Origin of the sequence: Vagococcus hydrophili, assembly GCF_011304195.1 — a bacterium.
GTDB classification, from domain to species: Bacteria; Bacillota; Bacilli; order Lactobacillales; family Vagococcaceae; genus Vagococcus; species Vagococcus hydrophili.
Genome location: NZ_CP049887.1, coordinates 2,546,772 through 2,569,130, shown reverse-complemented (window position 1 = coordinate 2,569,130; position 22,359 = coordinate 2,546,772). Strand labels below are relative to the sequence as shown.

The window sequence follows — 22,359 nt, the reverse complement described above, 5'->3', positions numbered from 1 at the left end:
TTAATGAATGGATCTGATATTATGTCACTTTTAAATACGTTAAATGATGATATCAAATTAGCGATGAAAAGCAAGGATAAGGAGTCTTTAGCCATTCTTAGAATGATTAAAACTGCTATCCAAAACGAGCAAATCAGTAAGGGAGATGATTTATCTCCTGAAGAAGAGCTGACTTTAGTGTCTCGTGAAATGAAACAAAGGAAAGAAGCACTGATCGAGTTTGAAAAAGCTGGTCGTCAAGATTTAGTGGAACAAGCTGAAAGTGGTATTTCTATTGTTGCTCGTTATTTGCCAGAACAGCTTTCAGATGATGAGCTTAAGGTTATTATTGTAGAGGCTATTGCTTCTGTGAACGCAACATCGATGAAGGATTTTGGTCAGGTAATGGGTGCAGTGATGCCGAAAACAAAAGGCAAAGCTGACGGACAAAAAATTAATGCTTTAGTTAAAGAATTAATATCTTAAAATCCATTGAGCAGTGAGTGTATAACTCACTGCTTATTTTTTTGTCTAATTTTAGCTCTCCCTTTTTCATAACCGATATTTATGGTATTATTTAGTAATGATAGTTTATTAAAGGAGCTGTAGATTATTTGGCAAATGTAGATGAAAAATCAATTGATATTATTTTAAGTGAACAAGTTGAGGTTAACGAAATATTCGGGGCTCACGATAAGCATTTAACCATGTTAGAGGAATACTTAAATTTAACTATTACGAGTCGTGGTGAAGTGATTAAAATTACGGGGATTGAACCCAATGTAACCTACGCTCATGAAATTTTAAAAAATATTCAAAAATTAGCTTTACGAGGACACAAAATAAATACCACAGATATTATTACAGCTGTCCAAATGGCAAAAAAAGAAGATTTAGCTAATTTTTTATCTTTGTACGAAAAAACAATTATTAAAGATTCAAAAGGAACGCCAATAAGAGTTAAAAATACAGGGCAAAAAAATTACGTAGAAGCCATCAAAAGAAATGATGTTGTTTTTGGTTTTGGTCCAGCAGGTACCGGTAAAACATTTTTAGCTGTTTGTATGGCTGTTGCGGCACTTAAAAATGGTGAAGTTGAAAAAATTATTTTAACGCGTCCAGCCGTTGAAGCAGGAGAGAGCTTAGGTTTTCTACCTGGGGACTTACAAGAAAAAGTAAATCCTTATTTAAGACCGATTTATGATGCGCTGTACCTTATATTAGGGATGGAGCACACCAATCGCTTAATGGAGCGTGGCGTTATTGAAATTGCTCCTCTTGCTTATATGAGAGGACGAACATTAGAAGAAGCCTTTGTTATTCTTGATGAGGCACAAAATACAACGAAATCACAAATGAAAATGTTTTTAACCAGATTAGGTAACCAATCTAAAATGATTATTAATGGGGACCCGACACAAATCGATTTACCCAAAAGTATACCAAGTGGTTTAATCCATGCTGAGAGTATTTTGAGAGATATTAAAAAAATTAAATTTATTGAATTTTCTACAAATGATGTTGTTAGACATCCTGTAGTAGCCGATATAATTAAAGCCTATTCTAATGATTAAACGGTGGCTGATTTAATAAAGGGGGATAGTAATGAAACTCGATATAAAGAAAATACCGAATTTATTAGATAAAAAGTTTATTCCGGTAATTTTAATTGTCATGTCAATTGTTTTGTTTGTTTTTATGCGCGGGAGTGTTGAGCAAAAACAAAAAGTATTTAAAGAAGGTCAGTTGGCAGAAGAAACAATTCGGGCAAATAAGACGGTTGAAAATAAATCTGAGACAGAAGAAAAGCAACGCTTGGCGGTTGAAAGTGTTTCTCCGGAATATACCTATGATTCCACTAAATCAGACGCTCAAGAAGCTTTGGTAGCAAAACTATTTGAAATGGTTGAAAAAACTAATGCTGATGCAGAGAAAACTTACAATGAAAATGTAAGTAAAGCCAAAGATAAAAAAACTGTTAGTGAAGTTAGTGTAGAGGAAAAAATACCTATGCTAAAATCACAGTTTGAAAAGCTAAACCCAAATGATTTAGCTTATTTTCAATCTTACCCAGATTCTTTCTATGAACAACTTTTTTCTTATTCAACAAGTGATTTGAAGCGTGTTAAAGAAGAAAGTGCATCAGTTATTGGCGAGGTGATGAATCGTAAAATTAGAAATACTAATTTACAAACAGAAAAACAAACTGCTAAGGAGCGTCTTCAATATATTGATATCACGACAACCATGAGGCAATCAGTGAATACAATCATTGATAAAACCGTTGTCGTAAATGAAGTGGCAAATGAAAAAGCAACTGAGCAAATGAAAGAAAATGCTAAGAATAACGTTCAACCTGTCATGATTTATCAAGGTGAGATTATTGTTCGAGAAGCTGAACAAATTGATTCTAAAGCAATGGAAAAAATAAAAATGTTAGGTTTAACGAATCAATCAACTTCTGTTTTTCCAATGTTAGCTCTTGTTTTAACGTTAATTTTACAGTTGTCGTTGATTTATTTCATTTCTAAAACAGAAGACGATGAAGAAAACGTCATGAAGAATATTATTTTTTATGCTTGTAGTATTTTAATCTCGATCTTCTTTATGAAGTTACTCTATCTTTTCCAAAAAGATACGTTTAGTAATGTCTCTCTTCTTTTCCCATCAGCATTCGTTCCAGTTATTTTAACAATGTTTATGAGCCGTAAATGGGGACTTTTAGTAGCGATGTTCCAATCAATCTTTTCAATTTTTATTTTCTATAATTTGGCAGGAACAACATCCTTGTTAGTTATCACTTTATTCTACGCATTTAGTGGATGTATTGCGACTTTCTTAGTTAGAAAAAGGATTGAGTCACAGCTTAAGTCGGCTTTCTTTTTACTGATAATTGTGCCTTTTGTATTTATCGCTATTTTAACCGCATATCAAGGGTTAGACTTTGGGGATAGTAAGACCTTAACTAGTTTATTTATCGCCTCAGCAGGCGGAATTTTCTCGTTTATCTTATCCATTGGTCTCCATCCTTATATAGAGTTGTTATTTACAGATGATAGCGTGATTATATTAAACGAATTGAGTAATCCAAACCAACCCTTATTGAAACGATTGCTCCAAGAAGCACCGGGGACCTATCATCATAGTATGATGGTAGCAAGTCTGAGTGCCAATGCGGTAGCTGAAATTGGTGGCAGATCACTCTTAACACGAGTGGCTTGTTATTATCATGATATTGGGAAAATTAAACATGCTAACTTTTTCGTGGAAAATTTACCTGATGGCGTTGAGAACCCACATAATTTCTTATTACCTTCTGATAGTAAAGAAATTATTTTTAGTCATGTGACTGAAGGGGTTAAAATTTTAGAGGAAGCTAAAATGCCACAGTTTGTAATTGATGTGTGTCAGCAACATCACGGGACAACTTTAATGAAATATTTTTATATTAAAGAACAAGAAAGAAATGCCGATACAATCGAGGAAACTTTTAGATATCCAGGACCTAAACCTCAATCAAGAGAAGCCGGAGTTATCAATATTGCCGACAGTGCTGAAGCAGCTGTCAGGGCAATGGATCACCCAACGAATCAGAAAATTGCTGAGTTTGTACATGGTCTCATTCGCTCGAGACTTGATGATGGACAATTAAACGAAAGTGGCTTAACATTAAACGAAATTGCTATCATTGAAAAATCAATTGTAGATGGCTTATGTAGCACCTTCCATTCAAGGATTAAATATCCAAAAATGAAGTCAGAAGCAGAAAAAATGAAACAAGAGCAGGAAGGAAGAAAAGTTTAAAATGGACATTACGATTGTTGATAAAACAAATAAAATAACTGATGAACAATTAAAATTGGTAAGTGATATCATTGATTTTGCCTCAGAAACCCCAAGTTTAGAGTTAGCAGATGACACTGAAATGTCAGTAACTTTTGTAACGAATGAGGAGATTCATGAAATCAACCGGAAGTATCGTGAAAAAGATGCCCCAACAGATGTCATTAGTTTTGCTTTAGAAGATGAGGGCATTGATGAAATGTCCCTTGATTTTTCTAAATTTGGTATTCCTAGAAATTTAGGAGATATTATTGTCTCAGTCGAAAAAATTACAGAACAAGCTAATGAATTCAATCATTCTTTTGAACGTGAGTTAGGTTTTTTAGTTGTCCATGGTTTTTTACATTTAAATGGATACGATCATATGACTGAACCAGATGAAAAAGAAATGTTTGGTCTGCAAAGAAAGATCTTAGATGATTATGGACTTAAGAGATAGAAAACAAACAAGAAAGAACAAATCATTTTTAGAATCATTGAAACATGCGTTAGCTGGTTTACTCACTGTTTTAAAAGAAGAGCGGAACATGAAGTATCACTTGCTATTAACAGCGTTGTCTGTCATGATGAGTTTGTTTTTCAATATAAGTAGGATAGAATGGTTGTTTGTCTTAGTTTCCATTTTCATGGTTTTAATTACTGAAACAATCAACACGGCTTTTGAGACAGTGGTCGATTTAGTTACCAATCACGAGTACGCTCTCTTAGCAAAAAAAGTCAAAGATATGGCTGCTGGAGCAGTGTTTTTAAGTGCCATCTTAGCTAGTTTAATAGGTGCCATTATTTTTATACCTAAAATATGGCAATTGATAATATAATGGAGGAATATAATGTATAAAGAAGGTTTCAAGTCTGGTTTTGTCGCGATTATTGGACGTCCAAATGTTGGTAAATCAACATTGCTAAATAGAATTGTGGCTCAAAAAATTGCGATTATGAGTGACAAAGCACAAACAACACGTAATAAAATTCAAGGTGTCTACACTACAAAAGAAGAACAAATTGTTTTCATCGATACACCTGGTATCCACAAACCTAAAACGAGACTAGGTGATTTTATGGTAGAGACGGCTTATAGTGCTTTACGTGAAGTAGATGCTGTTTTATTCATGGTAAGTGCGGATCAACCACGAGGACGTGGTGATGATTTTATTATTGAGCGTTTAAGAAATGTGAAAGCACCTGTCTATTTAATTATTAATAAAATTGATACAGTAAAACCTGACGATTTATTACCAATCATTAAAGATTATCAAGATGAATTTAAATTTACTGAAGTTATTCCAATTTCTGCAACAGAAGGAAATAATGTGGAAACACTTTTAACAACTCTTGTAGGAGATCTTCCAGAAGGTCCTCAGTTTTACCCAGAGGATCAAGTGACGGATCATCCAGAGTACTTTATTGTTTCTGAATTAATTCGTGAGAAGGTTCTTCATTTAACTGAACAAGAAGTCCCTCACTCGATTGCAGTGGTAACAGAAAGTATGAAACGTGATGAATTTGATAAAGTTCATATCCAAGCTTCTATTATCGTTGAACGAGATAGTCAAAAAGGTATTATCATCGGTAAAGGTGGTAAAATGCTTAAAAATATTGGTGTGAAAAGTCGTAAAGATATTGAGAACTTACTTGGAGATAAGGTTTACCTTGAATTATGGGTAAAAGTTCAAAAAAATTGGCGCGATAAACAAAAAGACTTACAAAACTTTGGTTACCGTGAAATGGATTACTAATAAATATGAAGTTGTGACAGAGGTTGACAATTGTTGTCAACCTCTATCTTTTTATCAAATGAAAGGAGTGTTTATTTTGAGACATCAAGAAGAAGTTCAAGCGCTTGTCTTATTCTCAAAAAATTACCGGGAGAAAGATAAACTAGTTAAACTGTTTACAGAGTCTCATGGGAAAAAAATGTTTTTTGTCAAAAATGCCAATCGAAAAAACAATCCCTTTCAAGCAGCTATTCAACCTTTCACCAAAGCAGTTTATATTGCAGATATTAAAACAGAAGGATTATCTTTTTTGAACAATGTCAAAGAAATAACTCCTTTCAAAGTCATCCAACAAGATATTTTTATCTCGGCCTATGCTACTTATATACTAAATTTAGTGGATGTTGCGATTGAGGATGGTGTCTACGATCCAGCACTCTACGGATTCACCTTAGAAGCTTTAACACTGCTTGAAAAGGGTTATGATCCAGAGATTATTACAAATATCTTTGAAGTTCAATTGTTAGAGCGGTTCGGTGTGAAGGTAAATTGGAATGGGTGTGCTGTTTGCGGAAAAACAGATGGTCAGTTTGATTTTTCTTATGCTTATTCTGGGCTGTTGTGTGAGAGTCATTACGGGATGGATGAACGACGCTCTCATTTTGATCGTAAAGCCATTCATTTTATACGGATATTTTCACGAATTAATTATCAACAAATTAGTAGTATCAAATTAAAGGATGAAACTAAATTAGCCATTCGTCAAACCCTAGACAACATTTACGATGAGTATGTAGGGATTCATTTGAAAAGTAAAAAATTTATCAACCAAATGAAATCCTGGGAAAACATGCTGAAAGTCGATAAATAGTAGCTTTCATATTGACAAAAGGTACGTTTAGGCTTAATATAAGACAATAAATATAAATTACGTAGACGGAGAAAAGTAGAAATAATCTTCATTAAAAGCGATTTTGGGTAAGTGGAAGCCAAGAAATAAGATTTTTTTGAACAGGCACTCTTGAGTAAGCTAACGAAGCTGCCAATCGAATTAGGATTGGAAGTAGGGTGGAACCGCGATATTAAAAATTATCGTCCCTATGTTTGTTTAGGCAAACATAGGGACTTTTTGTATACAATTGAAGGAGGAAGAAACGATGAGTCACAAATTAACTGTACAAGAAATGATTCAAACGCTACAAAAATATTGGTCAGACCAAGGCTGTATGTTAATGCAATCTTACGATACTGAAAAAGGTGCAGGAACAATGAGTCCTTATACTTTCTTAAGAGCTATTGGACCAGAACCTTGGAACGCAGCATACGTTGAGCCTTCGAGACGTCCTAATGATGGTCGTTACGGAGAAAATCCGAACCGCTTATACCAACATCATCAATTCCAAGTTGTGATGAAACCTTCTCCTTTAAACATTCAAGAATTATATTTAGAGAGCTTGAAATTATTAGGAATTGATCCCTTGCAACACGACATTCGTTTTGTTGAAGATAACTGGGAAAATCCATCAATGGGTTGTGCTGGTTTAGGTTGGGAAGTTTGGTTAGATGGAATGGAAATTACCCAATTCACTTACTTCCAACAAGTAGGTGGTCTTGAGTGTAAACCAGTGACTTCTGAAATTACATACGGAATCGAAAGACTGGCTTCATATATCCAAGAAGTTGACAGTGTCTATGATTTAGAATGGACGAATGGGGTAAAATACGGAGAAATCTTTATTCAACCAGAATTTGAACATTCAACGTATTCATTTGAAGTAAGTAACCAAGAGATGCTATTAGGTCTTTTTGAAACTTACGAAACAGAAGCTAAACGTTGTATTGAAAAAGGGTTGGTTCACCCAGCCTATGATTTTGTTTTAAAATGTAGTCATACATTTAACTTATTAGATGCTCGCGGTGCTGTATCTGTAACAGAAAGAGCTGGTTACTTGGCTCGTATTCGTAACATGGCGCGTGAATTAGCTAAATCATTTGTTGAAGAGAGAGAAAAATTAGGTTTCCCACTCTTAAAAAAATTATCAGAGGAGGAAAAATAAGATGACAAAACAATTTTTATTTGAAATTGGTTTAGAAGAAATACCTGCTCATGTAGTCACACCTAGTGCCAAACAATTAGCTGAAAAGACTGCTGAATTTTTAAAAGAAAATCGCTTAAGTTTTAGTGATATTGAAATCTTCTCAACACCAAGACGTTTAGCGATTCGTATTAATGAATTAGCTGAAAAACAAGAAAACATTGAAGAAAAAGCGAAAGGACCTGCGAAGAGAATCGCTCAAGATGACAAAGGCGAGTGGAGTAAAGCGGCTATTGGTTTTGCTCGCGGACAACAAGCAACACCAGACGACCTATTCTTTGAAGAATTTAAAGGAGAAGAATATGTCTTCGTTAATAAATTTATTGAAGGACAAGTCGCTGAAAAAGTTTTAGTAGACTTGCCAAGTGTTGTCACTCAAATGACTTTCCCTGTTTCTATGCACTGGGCTGGGTTTGATTACAAATTTATTCGCCCTGTTCATTGGTTAATCAGTCTATTAGACGATGAATTAGTTGATATGGAATTATTTTCTGTTAAAAGTGGTCGCACAACGCGTGGACATCGTTTCTTAGGTCAAGACACTGAGATTGCTCATGCCAAAGAGTATGAAGCGGCTTTAGCTAAAGAATTTGTTTTAGTTAATCCAACTGAAAGAAAAGAATTGATTACAGAACAAATTCAAGTAATTGCTAAAGAAAACAACTGGATTATTCCTTTAGATGAAAAATTGTTAGAAGAAGTAAACAATTTAGTTGAATACCCAACAGCCTTTGTTGGTGATTTTGAAGAACAATATTTATCAGTACCATCAGAAGTTTTAATCACTTCAATGAAAGAACACCAACGTTATTTTGAAGTGTTAGACGCGAATGAACAATTATTAAATCACTTCATCGGCGTTAGAAATGGTAATGCTGAACACATTGATAATGTGGCTAAAGGAAATGCCAAAGTCTTGAAAGCTCGTCTTGAAGATGCTGAATTCTTCTATCAAGAAGATATTAAAGTTTCCATCGAATCTTACGTGGAAAAATTAAAACACGTAACATTCCATGAAAAAATAGGTTCAATCTACGAAAAACAAGAACGTGTTGGAGCAATTGCTCAAATTATTGGTAAAGAAGTTGGTTTATCTGAAACAGAATTGAAACACTTAAAACGTGCAAGCGAAATCTACAAATTCGATTTAGTGACGTTAATGGTGGGTGAATTCTCTGAACTTCAAGGCGTGATTGGCGAGCGTTATGCTTTACTGCACAACGAAGACAAAGAAGTGGCTCAAGCAATTAGAGAACATTATTTACCAAAATCAAGTGATGGTGAATTACCTGAAAGTAATGTGGGAGCTGTCTTAGCTTTAGCTGATAAATTAGATACATTAATTACCTTCTTCTCAGTAGGCTTAACACCAAAAGGCTCGAATGATCCATATGCTTTAAGACGTCAAGCATACGGAAATGTTCGTATCATTGAGAGCAAAGGTTGGAAGTTCCCAATTGATAAACTACACAAAATCATTGAAGAAAAAATTAATGGAAATGAAACTGTTTATGGTTTACATTTAACAGATACAAAAGAAGCGGTTCATACCTTCTTAATGGCTCGTATGAAACAATGGTTTAACACAAAAAATATCCGTCATGATATTGTCGAAGCAGTGGTTGAAAGTAAGCAAGATGATTTAAACAAAATGTTTGAGATTGCAACTATCTTAAAAGTTAATGCCACTCAATCAGATTTCAAACCAACTGTTGAATCTTTAACTCGTGTGATTAATTTAGCGAGTAAATTAGAGTTAGACCAAAATGTTTCAGTTGATGCAACTTTATTTGAAAATGACGCAGAAAAAGCTTTACATGAAGCATTTAGCTCGATTCAAACAAAAGCGAAAGAATTAACTTTAACAGAGCTATTTGAAGCACTAAAAGGCTTGAATCCATTAATTGAAGCTTACTTTGAAAACACAATGGTTATGGTAGAGGATCAAGCTATTAGAAATAACCGTTTGATTCAATTACGGGAAATTGCAACGATGGCACTTTCATTTGCAAGCCTTGACAAATTAATTGTCAAATAGAGAAAAGAGGGATAATATTCCCTCTTTTTTTGTGGTTTCAGGTGCACGCGCTATCAAAGAATGATAGAATAAATGAAAAGGGATAGAAAAGGAAGTGAATGAAAATGAATTATTTTAAACGGGCTATGGCGAGTTTGAAAAGAAGAAAAGGTAAATCGCTTATTCTATTTGCAGTTATTTTTATTTTAGGAAATGTTATGGCGGGAGCTATTGCGATTGACCAAGGAACTAAAAGCGTGGAATCAACGATAAAGAAAAAATTAGGGGCAGTAGCTACGGTTACTCAAGATTACGAAAAATTAGAAAAAGATTCTCAAGAAAACGAAAAAGTTTATGACCAAGCAAAACCACCAAAACCAAAAGTTTTAAAAGAAATCGGTGAGTTAGATGAGGTAAATTATTATGATTATTCCATTCTAGGACATGTAACCACTGAGAAATTAAAAATGGTGCAACCTAAAGAAGAGGACTATCAAACTGGAATGCCTGGCATGAACTGGTTTATGGTAAAAGGTGTTAACTTTAATGAAATACTAGATACTAAGAATAATATTATTGAAATCAAAGAAGGTCGAGTCTTTGAAAAAGATGAAATCAAAAACGGTAAACCTGTTGTCTTAATTTCAGAAGATATGGCTAAAGAGAATAATTTACGTGTTGGTGATAAGATGGTCATCGATAATGTCTTACAAGATTTTTCAGCTATGTACGGAGACAGTGGTGATAGTGGAGACGGCGAAGAGAAGAAAGTCGATCAAAAGAAAGTTATTAAAGACGTCCCTGTAGAAATTATTGGCACGTATAAAGTCTTACAAGCTGAAAAAAGTAGTAAAAAGAAATCTCGTGATGAGAAAATGATGGATAGTATGAATTATTATGAACGGGTTAATTCAATCTATGCACCAAATGATTTCGTTCAAAAAATGAATAAAGAAATTGCTATTAAGAATTATGAAGAATTCCCACAAAATTTTGAGGGTCAATCTAAAGATCAATTCTTAAAAGAACTTGAAGAGAATGATTTTGGTACATCAACATATATCCTTAAAAAACCAGAAGTTGTTGAAGATTTTAGAATTAAAGCTGAAAAAATATTAACTGATAACAAAGCTAAATATAGCAAAATTTTGATTAGTTCTGATAAATATGATCAAGTTGCTGGACCTGTTAAAGGTATGGCTAAAATATCAAAATTAGTGTTAATCATTTCTGTTTTAGCATCGATTTTAATCATTACCTTAGTGACGATTCTCTTCTTAAGAGATCGTAAACATGAATTGGGAATTTACTTAGCTTTAGGTGAAAAACGCAGTAAAGTTGTTGGACAAATTGTCATAGAAGTTGTCGTTGTAGCAGTTGTTGCGATTACTATTTCTGTGTTCTCAGGAAATATGTTGGCTAAAGGTTTCTCTAATTCGTTAATCCAAACCCAAAAAACAGAACAATCTGATAGTATGACCTATGATATGGACAGTATGCAATTAGGACAATTAACAAATACTGAAATTTCAGAAGATGACGTTGTGGATGCTTACCAAATCTCCTTAAATGCATCTTATATCATTTTATTCTATGTAGTAGGAATCGGTGTGGTTTTAGTTTCTACGATAGCTCCATTAGTATATATTATGCGACTTAATCCGAAGAAAATAATGATGTAAGGGAGGAGAAAATTATGGCGATTTTAAAAGCAAGAAAATTAGATTACTTTTACCAAGATGGGGATAAAATGCGCTACATCTTGAAAGATACCAATGTTGATTTTGAAAAAGGAACATTCTATACGATTTTAGGTCAGTCTGGTTCTGGTAAAACAACGCTTTTATCATTACTAGGTGGTTTAGATTCACCTAAAAAAGGTGCTATCTACTATGAAAATAAAAACATCAAAGAAATTGGTTTTGAAAATTACCGTAGAAATGATATTAGTATCATCTTTCAACATTACAATTTAATCCCTTATTTAACAGGTGTTGAAAATGTCATGGTTCCCATGGCGATTACAGAAAATGAACTGCCAGAGGATAACACAAAAGTAGCTTATAACCTCCTCGATTATATTGGTATTGGTAAAGATAAAGCCAGCCGAATTGTGAATCAGTTATCTGGGGGAGAACAACAACGTGTTGCCATCGCAAGAGCATTAGCGACTAATGTGGATATTATCCTAGCTGATGAGCCTACTGGTAATTTAGATGAAGAAATGGAGCAAGAAATTGTTAAGATTTTCAAGACGCTTGCTCACGAACATAATAAATGCGTCATTGTGGTTACTCACTCTCAAGAGATCGCTCAACAATCTGACAAAGCATTTTTACTTAAAAAAGGAGTTTTAAAAGATTATGAGTGATTTTTTATCAAACTTTTCAAATGATAACTACAAAGATACTATGAAAAGTAAAAAGGAAAAACAAGTAGAGGAACCTAAAGAAGAAATTGAAACACCAGAACCACTACTTAATGAAACAGAAGAAGTCCAAGAACTTAAGAAAATTAGAAAACGTAAAAGACATAGTTCACCACAAGAAGTTGAGTCAGAAGAGTTAAGAACGGCTGAACCGCAAATTTTTGATCAAGCAGAAATGGTGGATAGTGAAGAAGAAAAAGCAATTCCTCTACCGGTCTCAGTATCTGCTCAAGTGGAGGAAGAGTTTGATGATCTTCATGAAGTGTCTATCGATCCTGCTTACCAAAAGAAACAACGCAACAAAAAAATCATTATCGGTGTTTCAAGTGCCATAGCTTTAATTGCTATTTACATGGTGTATTATCAAATGACTCATGTGAAAATGCCTGACTTTGCTGAAAAAACAATTATTGATGTAAAAAAATGGGCCAATGAAAATCGAATGGAACTTGATGTGAAACAAGCCTACTCTTTAAAAGAAGAAGCAAATGTTGTCATGAAGCAAGATGTTAACCCGGGTAAAAAGGTTAAAAAAGGTAAATCAGTTAAATTTACGATTAGTGAAGGTCCTAACCCAGAAGAAGTAATTAAACTTCCTGACTTTAAAACAAAGTCTCAAGAAGAGGCAAATCAGTTTGTTAAGAAAAATAAAGCTGATAATGTCAATATTTTAACTGAGTACAGTGATAAAGTTGAAAAAGGTAAATTTACTAAAATTGAATTTAACGATAAAGAAGTTACAGCAGATACTTATAAACGTCGTGATTCTGTCAATGTTTACTATTCTAAAGGAAAAGAAACTTTTGAGAAGAACATTTCAGTTCCTGATTTTACAGGTAAAATGAAATCGGAAGTTGAAGAATGGGCTCAAAAAAATACTGTGACTGTCACTTATGAAGAAGCTGATTCTGATAAAGTGGAAGAGGGGAAAGTCCTCTCTCAAAACATCGAAAAAAATAAAAAAATTGCAAAACATGATAAAATGACTGTCAAAGTTTCAGTCGGTAAAGCAGCCGTTGTACCAAACTTTGCTGATTATTCAGCTGAGTCTGCTCAGAGTGCTGTGGAAGGTTTAGAAGTTTCTATCAAGCAAGTCTTTGCTGATAATGTGGCTTATGGCCAAGTGATTTCTCAATCTGTACCAGCTGGAACACGTTTAACTGGAAAAGATTCTAAAGCCGTTAAAGTTGTTTATTCATATGGACAACCTTATATTAAATCTTACTTTGGTCAATTAGAAGGAGATATTCCTAAATTGATTTACGATGATTTCAATTCTAAAGGTGCCAATATTACATATGGTATTTATTACATGGATTCAGATCAAGAAAAAGGTCAAATTGTTAAAATGAATCTATACAATCAATACATTGCTTCTGATGCGTATATCACTTTTGGTATTAGTAATGGTCGTTTCGCGGACCAGCCAGGTAAACAAGAAAGAGGATCAGACAAAGAGGATGCCAAAACACAAGCTATGGAAAAATAGCTTGTGTTTTTTTATGAGATGTAAAGTTTTTGTGAAGATGGTTTCTTTTAAAAAGAAGAACAGGTATAATATTTAAGATAGTCTTTTAAACAAATGATAAAGGAATGATTAGATAAACATGGATAAAAAAATAACTGGTTTAACCTCAAAAGAAGTTAAGCAACGGATAGATCAAGGACAGCAAAATAATTACAATGAAGATGTGTCAAAATCAACAAAGGATATTGTTAAAGATAACGTTCTAACACTATTTAACTTGTTGAATTTAATTATTGGTATTTGTTTGGCATTAGTAGGGGCATTTAGTAACCTATTCTTTATGGTAATTATTTTAATGAATATCACTATTGGGATTATTCAAGAAATTAGAGCTCGTAATTTAGTGGCTAAGTTGTCAATTATCAATGAAGATAAATCCATCGTGATCAGAGATGGGGAAGAAGTTTCTATCCCATCTGAAAATATCGTAATGGATGATGTTGTAAAACTAGTTGCTGGTGATCAAGTTCCTTCTGATATGGTAGTAATTAGTGGGCAAGTCGAAGCCAATGAAGCACTTTTAACAGGTGAATCAGATTTGATTGAAAAAGAAACAGACTCAGAATTACTATCGGGAAGTTTTATTTCAAGTGGTAGTTGTTACGGCCGTGTTATTCATGTTGGTAAAGATAACTATGCAACAAAAATTGCCAATGAGGCAAAAATCCATAAACCATTTACTTCTGAATTAGTATCTTCTATTAGAAAAGTGGCTAAATTTACAAGTTTTGTCATCGTACCTTTAGGCTTAATTTTATTTGCAGAAGCCTTCTTCTTTGGTGATGGTGAGTTAAAATCATCAGTGGTCGCTTCAGCTGCAGCACTTTTAGGGATGTTACCTAAAGGAATGGTTTTGTTAATCATGATTGCATTGGCAACTGCGGTAGCAAAACTAGCAAAAAAAGAAGTATTAGTTCAAGATATGTATTCTGTAGAAACATTAGCCCATGTTGATGTGATTTGTTTAGACAAGACAGGAACAATTACTGAAGGAAAAATGAAACTTCAAGAAGCTAACATTTTAAACAGTGATTATGAAGCTGACTTTAATGAAATTATTGGTAGTTACTTAAACCAATCAACTGATAATAATATTACAATGCAAGCGATTAGAAATCATTACCCAATTTCAACAAAATTTGCAGCAGAAGATGTGATTAGTTTTTCTTCTGAAAGAAAATGGGGAGCTATGGTTTTAGATTCAATCGGTGTGGTTGCTTTAGGTGCACCAGAAAGATTATTTGCTGAATCTGAGTTACCCGCTGATATTGAAGAGGCTCAAAAAGAAGGTTACCGTGTCTTAATGCTAGGAGTTAGTGAAGAAACACAAATTATTGCTAGTGAGTTACCTAAATTAAAACCTTTAGCTATTTTAAAAATTGATGACCCAATTAGAGAAAATACCAATGAAACGCTAGCCTATTTAAAAGAAGAAGGCGTGGACATTAAAGTAATCTCAGGTGATAATCCTGTAACGGTTTCTAACGTGGCTCGTCGTGCTGGTTTAGAAAACTATGATAAATTTATTGATTTGTCAGAATTAACATCTGATGAAGAAGTTCGTTCAGTGGTTAATGACTACCGTGTCTTCGGGCGTGTGTCTCCACAACAGAAAAAAATATTAGTTGAAGAATTAAAAGCACAAGGTCACGTGGTTGCCATGACAGGGGACGGGGTCAATGATGTATTAGCTCTTAAAGAAGCAGATTGTAGTATTGCTATGGCAGAAGGTGATAACGCTACTCGCCAAATTGCCAACTTAGTTTTACTTAATTCTGATTTCACCACTCTTCCTGATGTATTATTTGAAGGCCGTCGTGTCGTTAATAATGTCACAAAAGTGTCTAGTATTTTCTTTATTAAAACAATCTATTCTTTATTCTTATCTATTTTATGTGCGTTAACGGCAGTATCATTTCCGTTTATTCCAATCCAAATCACTTTACTTGATTTAGCGATTGAAGGATATCCAACGTTTTTCTTATCTTTTGAAAATGATAAGCGAAAAGTAACAACTAAATTTTTACCGACAGCACTAAGAAGAGCTTTACCTAATGCGATTCTAGTGATATTGAATGTCTTGTTTATTTACTTCTACGGAAATGCAAATAATTGGGCACAAATTGATATCACAACTTTAATGTATTACATGTTAATTGCAGTAAGTGCGATGGCAGTGATTAAAGCATGTATGCCGTTTAATTTATTACGTTCATTCCTTGCGATTACAACAACAGTCGGAACATATGTCGCTGCGATGTTATTCAAAGGATTACTTGAAATATCAATGTTAACAAGTGAATCATTACCAATATTTGCTGTTTTAGTCGTTATTACACTAATCGGAAAAATTATTTTAGACAAGTTAATTGTTAAAGATTCAGTGAGAGCTTAATTTTTTTCATGAAAATTAGTCAAAAAACTAGCAAATTTTCAAGAATATGGTATACTTTATTTTGTAGATTTATGTCGTATAGTCGCGCTGATTTCAGTGCGACTTTTATTACTTCAAAAAGTTAAGGGGGAATGTCTAAATGTCAGAGTTAATTCCTCAAGAAACAATCGAAAACATAAGAAAACAAACCAACATTGTCGATATTGTTGGGCAGTACGTACAACTTAAGAAATCTGGGAAGAATTATGTCGGCTTGTGTCCGTTTCATAATGAGAAAACACCGTCATTTTCAGTTGCGGAAGATAAACAGATTTTTCACTGCTTTGGCTGTGGTAAAGGTGGCAATGTTTTTTCATTCATTCAAGAAATTGAAGGCTTAAATTTTCCAGAGTCTGTTGAAAAAGTTGCTGATTTATCATCTATTGAGGTAACGTTCAATTTAAGCAGTACGCCACAAACGATGTCTCCTAAAGTCCTAGAAGAGCACAAATTAATCGACGTTCATGAAAAGACAGCTGATTTATATCATCATATTTTAATGAACACACAAATCGGTGAAAAAGCGCTAATTTATCTTAAAAATCGTGGTTTAACAGAAGAAGTGATAAAAACATTTAAAATTGGATTTGCGCCAGTTGATCGGAGTTTACTGTACAAAGTTCTCCAAAAAGAGAATTTTTCAGAAGATACTCTAAAAAAATCCGGTTTGCTATTTCAATTAGACAATAGCAATTGGTTAGATCGTTTTTATCAACGAATTATGTTTCCTATCACAAATTTTCAAGGGAAAATCATTGGTTTTTCTGGAAGAATATTAGAGGATGAAAGCTTTGATTCTAGCGATCAGCCAAAGTATTTAAATAGTCCGGAAACAGAACTCTTCAACAAACGATTTATTCTTTTTAATTTCCATCAAGCCAGAAGCGAGATTAGGAAAAAGAATGAAGTTATTTTATTTGAAGGTTTTATGGATGTTATATCGGCCTACATGTCAGGTGTGAAGAATGGCGTTGCATCTATGGGAACTAGTTTAACCGTTGATCAAATTAATGCCCTCGAGAAAGTCAGTGAAGAAGTCCTAATCTGTTATGACGGAGATAACGCTGGGATCGAGGCAACGAGTCGAGCAGTAGATTTAATTTCTGCTCAAAGTATGATGAACATTCAAATCGTTTCTCTACCAGATAGACAAGATCCAGATGACTACCGGATGAAATACGGAAATGATGCCTTAAATGAACTGATTAGAACAAGTCGAGATACTGTTTTTCAGTTTAAAAAAGATTATTTAAAGCGTGATAAAAATATCCAGCTCGAAACGGATAAATTATTATATATTGATGAACTCTTAACGGAACTTGTTAAAGTGTCATCAATGGTTGAAGTTGATTCAGCCTTGACTCAACTGTCGACGGAATTTGCGATTTCTAAAGAGACGTTGCAGTCAGAATTAAGATCAAAAAAGCAAAATTATAAAAACAAAGTAGCAACGCCTAGTTTCTCTGAAAATCAAAGAGAAATGGTCATTCCTAAATTTCATGAAGTAAAAAAGGTCAATCAAGTTGAAAAAGCTGAAATGACATTGATTTATCGTGTCTTAACTGAGCGGGGAAGTTATCAACATTTATTAACTAAAAATGAGATTGTCTTTATTCATGATGTCTATCAAGAATTGTACCTCCATCTAAACAATTACATAGCTGTTAATGGTGAAGTATTAGTTGCGGATTTTCTTAATTATTTAAAAGAAGATCAGTTAAAAACCGTGTTGATTAATGTAACGATGCAAAATTTTAGTAGTGAGAGTACTAAACAAGAGTTAGAAGATTGTTTATTAGTGATTCAACGAGCAATTTTAGAGCAAGAGATAGATCAATTAAGGTTTGAACAGAAAGAGGCGAGTAGGTTTGGTAATAAAGAGTTAGAGGGCGAAACAACACTCAAAATTATTCAACTACAACAAAAGCTAAAAGCGATTTAATTTAAAAGGGGGATTTCTTTTATGTCAGAAAAAAACATTAAAAATCAAGAAGCGTACAAAAAAGAATTAAATAAATTTATAAAAGAAAATAAATTAAAGGGTTCAGTTTATTATAATGATTTAACGAATAAATTGGCGACACCTTTTGAATTAAACTCAGATGATATGGACGATTTAATTCAAAAAGTTGAGGATGCTGGTATCAGCGTCGTTGATGAAAAAGGCGATCCAAGTGAACATAGTTTGAAAGTAACAACTAAAAAACAAGCAAAAGAAAAACCTGAAGAAGAAGATTTAATCGCTCCTGCTGGTGTAAAAATTAATGACCCTGTTCGTATGTATTTAAAAGAAATTGGTCGTGTGTCGCTCTTAAGCGCCGATGAAGAGGTAGCTTTAGCTTTACGTATTAAAGAAGGTGACCCAGAAGCTAAACAAGAATTAGCCGAAGCCAACTTACGTTTAGTTGTAAGTATCGCCAAACGTTATGTGGGTCGTGGTATGCAGTTCTTAGATTTAATCCAAGAAGGAAACATGGGATTAATGAAGGCTGTGGAGAAATTTGACCACGAAAAAGGATTCAAATTCTCGACTTACGCAACTTGGTGGATTAGACAAGCGATCACTCGTGCCATTGCCGATCAAGCAAGAACAATTCGTATCCCAGTGCATATGGTAGAAACAATTAACAAATTAATTCGTATCCAACGTCAATTACTACAAGACTTAGGACGCGAACCAACACCAGAAGAAATTGGTGCTGAAATGGAATTAACACCTGAGAAAGTTCGCGAGATTTTAAAAATTGCTCAAGAACCTGTTTCACTAGAAACACCAATCGGGGAAGAAGATGATTCTCATTTAGGAGATTTCATTGAAGATCAAGACGCAACAAGTCCAGCTGAACATGCTGCTTATGAGTTGTTAAAAGAACAATTAGAGAGTGTTTTAGATACATTAACTGATCGTGAAGAAAACGTCTTACGCTTACGTTTTGGTTTAGACGATGGTCGTACAAGAACTTTAGAAGAAGTTGGTAAAGTATTTGGTGTAACTCGCGAACGTATCCGTCAAATCGAAGCAAAAGCTTTAAGAAAATTAAGACATCCAAGTCGTTCTAAACAGTTAAAAGACTTTTTAGAATAAAAAATATAATAAAAAGGGTTATGACAGAAAAAGCTTCTGTTATAACCTTTTTATTATTTTAAGTCATTTAAAATTATTTTTTTAGTGTTATAATAATGCTATGAGAAAAGAAATGGGAAGGTAGATATATGGATCACAAACAATTATCAAGAAGATTAGAACGTGTAGGAGAACTTGTACCTGAAGGAGCGGTCTTAGCAGACATCGGCTCAGATCATGCCTACTTACCGGCTAATTTAATTTTAAATAACAAAATCACTTCTGCCATTGCTGGAGAAGTCGTAGAAGGACCTTTCCAATCTGCGAAGCATTTAGTAGCCGAACTTAATTTGTCTAAAGCCATCGCTGTTAGAAAAGGGGATGGCCTAGAAGTTATTAAGACATCAGACAATGTCACGGCTATTTCAATTTGCGGTATGGGTGGAGCGTTGATTAGAGATATTCTAAATCGTGGTCACTTGACAAGAAAGTTATCAGGAAGAGAAGTGTTATTACTACAAGCAAATATTGGCGAACCTACGTTGCGCCAATGGTTGGTTAACCATAATTATATTATTGATAACGAAGATATTATCAGTGAAAATGAAAAAATTTACGAAATAATCGTTGCTACTAAAGCGGAAGAAAAAATCGAATTAACGGCAGCTGAACTCCTGTTTGGTCCTGTCCTATTAAAAGAGAAAAATCGAGTATTTAAAGAAAAATGGCAGCATGAATTAAAGCAGTATGAAAATATTTTAAGTCAATTAGAAAAATCTACTAAGGATGTTTCTAGTAGAATAAATGAGATGAAAGAAAAAATTGAGTTAGTTAATGAGGTGTTAAAATGAAAGTGACAGGTCAAGAATTTATTGATCGTTTTGAAGAATACTGTCCCCAATATCTAGCTGAAGCAGGAGATCCTGTCGGTTTACATATAGGGACACTAAATAAACCGATTAACCGGGTAATGATGACCTTAGACGTTCGTCCAGAAGTCGTTCAAGAGGCCATTGATAAAAAAATTGATTTGATTGTAGCAAAACATCCGCCTATTTTTAGATCTATCAAAAGACTGACAACTGATGATTTCCAAACTAAAATGTATGCAGATCTACTAAAACATGACATTAGTGTGTATGCAGCACATACGAACATGGATATTGTTAAACCAGGGCTCAACGATTGGTTTTGTGAAGATTTAGAGTTAGAGGTGGTTGATTTTATTACTCCAACTCATCGTTTTGGTTACAAAAAATTGGTTATTTATACACCAAGAAGTCATAGCTTGATTTTAAGAGAAGCACTAGGTAAGATTGGTGTGGGCAGTTATGGTGAAAATTATGAGTTTTGTAGTTTTACTTCAAATGGACAAGGTCGCTTTAAACCAATCAACGAAGCAAAACCTTACATTGGTAGTTTAGATGAGATTGAAGTTGTTGAAGAAGATAAGCTTGAATTTATTTTTCCAGAAAAATTAGAGTCTAAAGTGATTCAAACAATTATTAAGGCTCATCCTTACGAAGAACCTGCTTTTGATATCTTTGACATTACCAATATGAAAGATACTTACGGGTTAGGACGTATTGGAAAATTAAAAGAACCTATTTCTTTAATCGAATTCACACAGAAAGTGAAGCGTACTTTTAATCTTGATGGGTTAAGATTGATAACGGATACAAAAGATAAACAAATTCAAACTGTTGCCATTTGTGGTGGGAGCGGGGAGAAGTTTTACCGAGACGCTTTAAGAAAAGGCGCTGACGTTTATATTACTGGAGATGTGTATTATCACACAGCCCATGACATGATTGAAGAAAAATTGTCTGTCATCGATCCAGGACACTACATTGAACAACGCTGCAAAGAGAAATACGTTGAGTTGTTCAACACATGGAAAGCTAAAAACAACTGGGATATTTCATTTATTATGAGTGAAACAAATACCAACCCATTTGAATTTATTTAAAGGAGAGAAAAACATGTATACAAATTTAGTACCTCGTTTTATCAAGTATGTTCAAACAGAAACACAAAGTGATCCAACAAGCACAACGACACCAACAACACAAACGCAGGTCGATTTTGCTCAGGTTCTTAAAAAAGAATTAGAAGAAATCGGTATGTCTGACGTCTTCTATAATGAGGAAAATGGTTTCTTAATCTCAACGTTACCAAGTAATATGGATAAAGAAGTAAGAAGTATGGGATTCATTGCTCATATGGATACAGCTGACTTTAATGCTGTCGGCGTTAACCCTCAATTTGTAGAAAATTATGATGGTGTATCAGACATCGCTTTAGATAAAGAAGGCAAATTCAAGTTAACTACAACTGATTTCCCTAATCTTTTAAACTATAAAGGTCAAACATTAATTACAACAGATGGTTCAACACTTTTAGGAGCTGATGACAAATCTGGAATTGCTGAAATTATGACAGCAATGGAATATTTAGTTAAAAACCCTGATATTAAACATGGTAAAATCATGGTTGCTTTTGGACCAGATGAAGAAATCGGTATTGGGGCAGATAAATTTGACGTGAAACAATTTGACGTTGATTTTGCTTACACAATGGACGGTGGACCTGTTGGAGAATTACAATTCGAAACATTCAACGCAGCTGGCGCTGAAATTACAATCGAAGGTAAAAATGTTCACCCAGGAACAGCTAAAAATACAATGATCAACGCTCTACAAGTAGCAATTGATTTACAAAATGCCTTACCACAAGATGAAGTTCCTGAAAAAACTGACGGTTATCAAGGATTCTTCCATCTATTAGATTTAAAAGGTGTACCTGATCAAGCTTCTATGTCTTACATCATTCGTGATCACGACATGGACAAATTCAAAGCAAGAAAAGCATTGCTACAATCAATCGTTGATAAATTCAACAAAGATTTCGGTCAAGACCGTATTAAGTTAGATATGAGCGATTCATATTACAACATGGCTGAAGTGATTCAAAAAGACATGAGTATTGTGACTTTAGTTGAAGAAGCAATGAAAAACTTAGACATCAAACCTAACACAGAACCAGTTCGTGGTGGTACTGACGGCTCTAAAATTTCTTATATGGGACTTCCTACACCAAATATTTTTGCTGGTGGCGAAAACATGCACGGACGTTTTGAGTTTGTGGCTGTTGAAAGTATGCAAAAAGCAACGTCATTAATCGTTGAAATTGCGAAAGTAAATGCTGAAAAATAATCTATATAAACAGGATTAGTTTCTGACTAGTCCTGTTTTT

The 22,359-nt window shown here is 34.0% G+C and carries 18 protein-coding genes; all 18 read left to right on the top strand.

Annotated features, from left to right (window positions below):
* Positions 1-21 precede the first annotated feature (21 nt).
* The 18 genes from G7082_RS12580 (at position 22) to pepT (ending at position 22,319) form a co-directional block, all read left to right on the top strand.
* Positions 22-465, top strand: coding sequence for a GatB/YqeY domain-containing protein (locus tag G7082_RS12580; RefSeq protein WP_166035409.1), 444 nt, complete (start codon positions 22-24; stop codon positions 463-465).
* Between the two features lie 128 nt (positions 466-593).
* Positions 594-1,553, top strand: a complete 960-nt coding sequence (locus tag G7082_RS12575; RefSeq protein WP_238842655.1) for a PhoH family protein — start codon at positions 594-596, stop codon at positions 1,551-1,553.
* Positions 1,554-1,584: 31 nt separating this feature from the next.
* Positions 1,585-3,783 (top strand): HD family phosphohydrolase, encoded by a 2,199-nt coding sequence (locus tag G7082_RS12570; RefSeq protein ID WP_166035407.1) that lies wholly within the window; start codon positions 1,585-1,587, stop codon positions 3,781-3,783.
* Position 3,784: 1 nt separating this feature from the next.
* Positions 3,785-4,261 (top strand): rRNA maturation RNase YbeY, encoded by a 477-nt coding sequence (gene ybeY, locus G7082_RS12565; RefSeq protein WP_166035405.1) that lies wholly within the window; start codon positions 3,785-3,787, stop codon positions 4,259-4,261.
* Positions 4,239-4,640 carry a diacylglycerol kinase family protein gene (locus tag G7082_RS12560; RefSeq protein WP_166035403.1) on the top strand — a complete coding sequence of 134 codons (402 nt, stop codon included), beginning with the start codon at positions 4,239-4,241 and terminating at the stop codon, positions 4,638-4,640. Before ybeY ends, G7082_RS12560 begins: the two co-directional genes overlap by 23 nt.
* A gap of 12 nt (positions 4,641-4,652) precedes the next feature.
* Entirely contained in the window at positions 4,653-5,558 is a 906-nt protein-coding gene (era, locus tag G7082_RS12555) for a GTPase Era (RefSeq protein ID WP_166035401.1), read from the top strand.
* Between the two features lie 76 nt (positions 5,559-5,634).
* Complete coding sequence (gene recO / locus G7082_RS12550) at positions 5,635-6,408, top strand: DNA repair protein RecO (RefSeq protein WP_238842654.1); 774 nt, start codon at positions 5,635-5,637, stop codon at positions 6,406-6,408.
* A 286-nt stretch (positions 6,409-6,694) separates the two neighbouring features.
* A complete protein-coding gene (gene glyQ, locus G7082_RS12545; protein WP_166035399.1) occupies positions 6,695-7,594 on the top strand; it encodes a glycine--tRNA ligase subunit alpha in 900 nt (299 codons plus the stop codon).
* A gap of 1 nt (position 7,595) precedes the next feature.
* Positions 7,596-9,671, top strand: a complete 2,076-nt coding sequence (gene glyS / locus G7082_RS12540; protein WP_166035397.1) for a glycine--tRNA ligase subunit beta — start codon at positions 7,596-7,598, stop codon at positions 9,669-9,671.
* Positions 9,672-9,775: 104 nt separating this feature from the next.
* Positions 9,776-11,332, top strand: a complete 1,557-nt coding sequence (locus tag G7082_RS12535; RefSeq protein ID WP_166035395.1) for an ABC transporter permease — start codon at positions 9,776-9,778, stop codon at positions 11,330-11,332.
* Positions 11,333-11,346: 14 nt separating this feature from the next.
* Positions 11,347-12,021 carry an ABC transporter ATP-binding protein gene (locus tag G7082_RS12530; RefSeq protein WP_166035393.1) on the top strand — a complete coding sequence of 225 codons (675 nt, stop codon included), beginning with the start codon at positions 11,347-11,349 and terminating at the stop codon, positions 12,019-12,021.
* Positions 12,014-13,567, top strand: a complete 1,554-nt coding sequence (locus G7082_RS12525) for a PASTA domain-containing protein (protein ID WP_166035391.1) — start codon at positions 12,014-12,016, stop codon at positions 13,565-13,567. The genes G7082_RS12530 and G7082_RS12525 overlap by 8 nt, the downstream gene beginning before the upstream one ends.
* A gap of 118 nt (positions 13,568-13,685) precedes the next feature.
* Complete coding sequence (locus tag G7082_RS12520; protein WP_202983109.1) at positions 13,686-16,001, top strand: cation-translocating P-type ATPase; 2,316 nt, start codon at positions 13,686-13,688, stop codon at positions 15,999-16,001.
* A gap of 139 nt (positions 16,002-16,140) precedes the next feature.
* A complete protein-coding gene (dnaG, locus tag G7082_RS12515) occupies positions 16,141-17,982 on the top strand; it encodes a DNA primase (RefSeq protein ID WP_166035389.1) in 1,842 nt (613 codons plus the stop codon).
* Positions 17,983-18,003: 21 nt separating this feature from the next.
* Positions 18,004-19,125 (top strand): RNA polymerase sigma factor RpoD, encoded by a 1,122-nt coding sequence (gene rpoD / locus G7082_RS12510; RefSeq protein WP_166035387.1) that lies wholly within the window; start codon positions 18,004-18,006, stop codon positions 19,123-19,125.
* 128 nt (positions 19,126-19,253) lie between these two features.
* On the top strand, positions 19,254-19,955 hold the full coding sequence (locus G7082_RS12505) for a tRNA (adenine(22)-N(1))-methyltransferase (RefSeq protein ID WP_166035385.1): 702 nt from the start codon (positions 19,254-19,256) through the stop codon (positions 19,953-19,955).
* Positions 19,952-21,073, top strand: coding sequence for a Nif3-like dinuclear metal center hexameric protein (locus G7082_RS12500; RefSeq protein ID WP_166035383.1), 1,122 nt, complete (start codon positions 19,952-19,954; stop codon positions 21,071-21,073). The genes G7082_RS12505 and G7082_RS12500 overlap by 4 nt, the downstream gene beginning before the upstream one ends.
* A gap of 13 nt (positions 21,074-21,086) precedes the next feature.
* Complete coding sequence (gene pepT / locus G7082_RS12495; protein ID WP_166035381.1) at positions 21,087-22,319, top strand: peptidase T; 1,233 nt, start codon at positions 21,087-21,089, stop codon at positions 22,317-22,319.
* Positions 22,320-22,359 lie beyond the last annotated feature (40 nt).